The 2,486-nt window shown below is 44.5% G+C and carries 1 protein-coding gene; it reads right to left on the reverse strand.

All coding sequences use genetic code 11. From position 1 onward, the window contains the following. Positions 1-83: 83 nt before the first annotated feature. Positions 84-1,592: a reverse transcriptase domain-containing protein gene (locus F6K20_RS33970; protein ID WP_044492589.1), complete on the reverse strand. Its 1,509-nt coding sequence runs from the start codon at positions 1,590-1,592 to the stop codon at positions 84-86. Between the last annotated feature and the right edge of the window lie 894 nt (positions 1,593-2,486).

Raw genomic sequence — 2,486 nt, forward strand, 5'->3', positions numbered from 1 at the left:
CCGTCGGTTAGAGTCGATGCCCGGTATTATCCGGGGCACCTCTCCTTCAGAACCGTACGTGAAGGTTTCCCCTCATACGGCTCCTAGATATTCTCTCCCTTAGGAGTGCTCCAGTGTATCTGTTGATGGCAGCTTTGATGTACTGCTAGTAGATTCTTTTTTGACCAGTTGTCGTGGTTTCCATCTATGTGATGAAGATGTACATCCTCGCCTTCGATGAATCTCAGTCCACAGTGTCCACAGGAATGGTTTTGCTTTTTCAATGCGTCAGAGGTAGCATCGGAGTAAAGGCGTGAATTCCTTTGGCTCCAGTAGACTAGGTCGCCGTCGTATGGTGACTTAGTCCCCCTTACGTTCACGTGTTGGTTCTGTTTGTAACCTACCTTTGGGAATGCTTTATCGCATAATTTGTTGGCTCTGTACCGATTCACTTTCTTTTCCTTTCGGAATTTACGGTTAGCGGTTATTCTCATGAACCACAATGAATCCCTTGAGCTACTCATATCACAGCTACTATGGTAGTTACGCCATCCGCGAACTTTGGAGGCTAATTTCTTAGCTTTTACTTCGGCACCATAGTTCGAGTTGTTGACTACGGATTTAATTTTCTTACGTATGTTTCTATGATTTTCCTCTGAGGGAACGCATGAAAACTTTCCGTCTTTTCTGACGCGGAATCTCCACCCCAGGAAGTCAAATCCGTCTGTCGTTTTAGTTAGCTTGGTCTTTTCTTCACTGATTTCCATTCCTCTTTCTGCCAAGAATTTCTTGACTTTGTTGAGGATTTTCTCAGCATCATCTTTAGGCTTTAAGATAAAAACCATATCGTCTGCGTATCGCAGACTTGGATGGATTTCCTCTATTCCGTTTAATGCCACATTTGCTAATAAAGGACTTACCACACCCCCTTGTGGGGTGCCCTGTTCTGGAAACTGAACGGTTACTCCTGCTTTTAGGCATCTGAATATCCCCGTTTTGATTTTTGCTGGTGCGATAAGCCTTTCCATTATAGAGCTGTGGGAGATTCGGTCAAAGCATTTCTTGATGTCTAGTTCGATTATTCGTTTATTTATTCCATTATGGTTTGAGGCCAGATGGATTTGTAAGCGTTTTTGGACGTCCTGGGCGCACCTGCCCGTTCTGAATCCATAGCTATCTCCGCTGAACGTAGCCTCGTGGGCTGGTTCAAGGGCTAGCTTCACTAGACATTGCCATGCTCGGTCAGCGATGGTTGGTATCTTTAACATTCTTACTTTTCCATTCTTTTTTGGGATTGGAATTTCTCTGAGTCCGCTATGCTTCCAGTCAGTTGCATAATGGTTCAATGTTTCAACCAGTTCCATTCGTTCTCTGTAGTTGAGGCTTGACTTGCCATCAACTCCAGCCGTTTTCTTGCCTTTATTTAGCTGTGTCACTTGTCGGACTGCCAAAAGTTGAGCTGAGCGGGATTTCAGTATCAGTTTTTGTACTGACCTGGCTTTCTTCAAGTCACCAACTCTAACTGCTTTATACACTCGCTTTTGTAGGCGGAAAAGATTTTGGCGGAGTTTCTTCCACTGTTGTTTTTTCCAAAGTTCACTATGATTACTCATGTGTCTAACTATGCTCTCCTAGAGTTTGTGTATTCTGAATACCCGCAGCCAGTTTCTAGCTGCATCCTACCCGATAGTGGGGATTAAGTTTGACATAACTTACTGAAGATTCGACCGGCCTCCAGACCCATTGCTATCGTTTTTACTTGTTCCATTCATCGGATTGTTTTGATGGTTTAGGGCAGTCCACTTTGCCTATTCCCTCCTCAGAGTTTACAACTGTCTGCAACAGAACGTTGTGAGGATAATCAGGAATCGAGTCTCGCATATACTAGTCAGATTGCGGCTTCTCCTTTAGACACTTTTTAAGGACTTTCGCTGCTGTTACCCATGTCATCTTCCCATTAGCGGCAGTGTCACGCATCTGATTCGTGTCTGATTCCGCCCTGTTGCCAGCGTCACTCTGCTAGGATGTCGCCTGCTCGGTGTGGCCAGATAGGGTGTCACATCTCTCCTGATGGGGTCGGATTTGCACCGCCATCCTGATGAATAGTTATAACCTTTGGGATGTTATTCCGCGAGTTACCTGAGTCATAACCTACTCTACTACGAGTTGCTCCTACTCAGAACAAGCCGCACGCTGCAGAGGAGTCCACTCGATAATTTCCGCATAACCAACTACATAGAGGCTATGCATGGTGTTGATTATGCCCTTGCGGGAGCCCTTCAAAATATGCTGAACCGGATATTTTTTGGGAAACGATTCTTGAGGTGCGACCCGTGGCGAATTTAATTCGCCAACGGAAAGCGCACCTGAGGATTATTACTAGGAGTTATATCCTCAGGATTAGTCTCTGGGTTTGGGCGAAATTCGGAATCCATATTGGTCACCTTTTGCTTGTTGTTTTATATTATAATCATAATAATTATAATATAATTTGTCAAGGGTTTTTA

This window comes from Moorena sp. SIO2C4 (genome assembly GCF_010672485.1).
Classification (GTDB): domain Bacteria; phylum Cyanobacteriota; class Cyanobacteriia; order Cyanobacteriales; family Coleofasciculaceae; genus Moorena; species Moorena producens.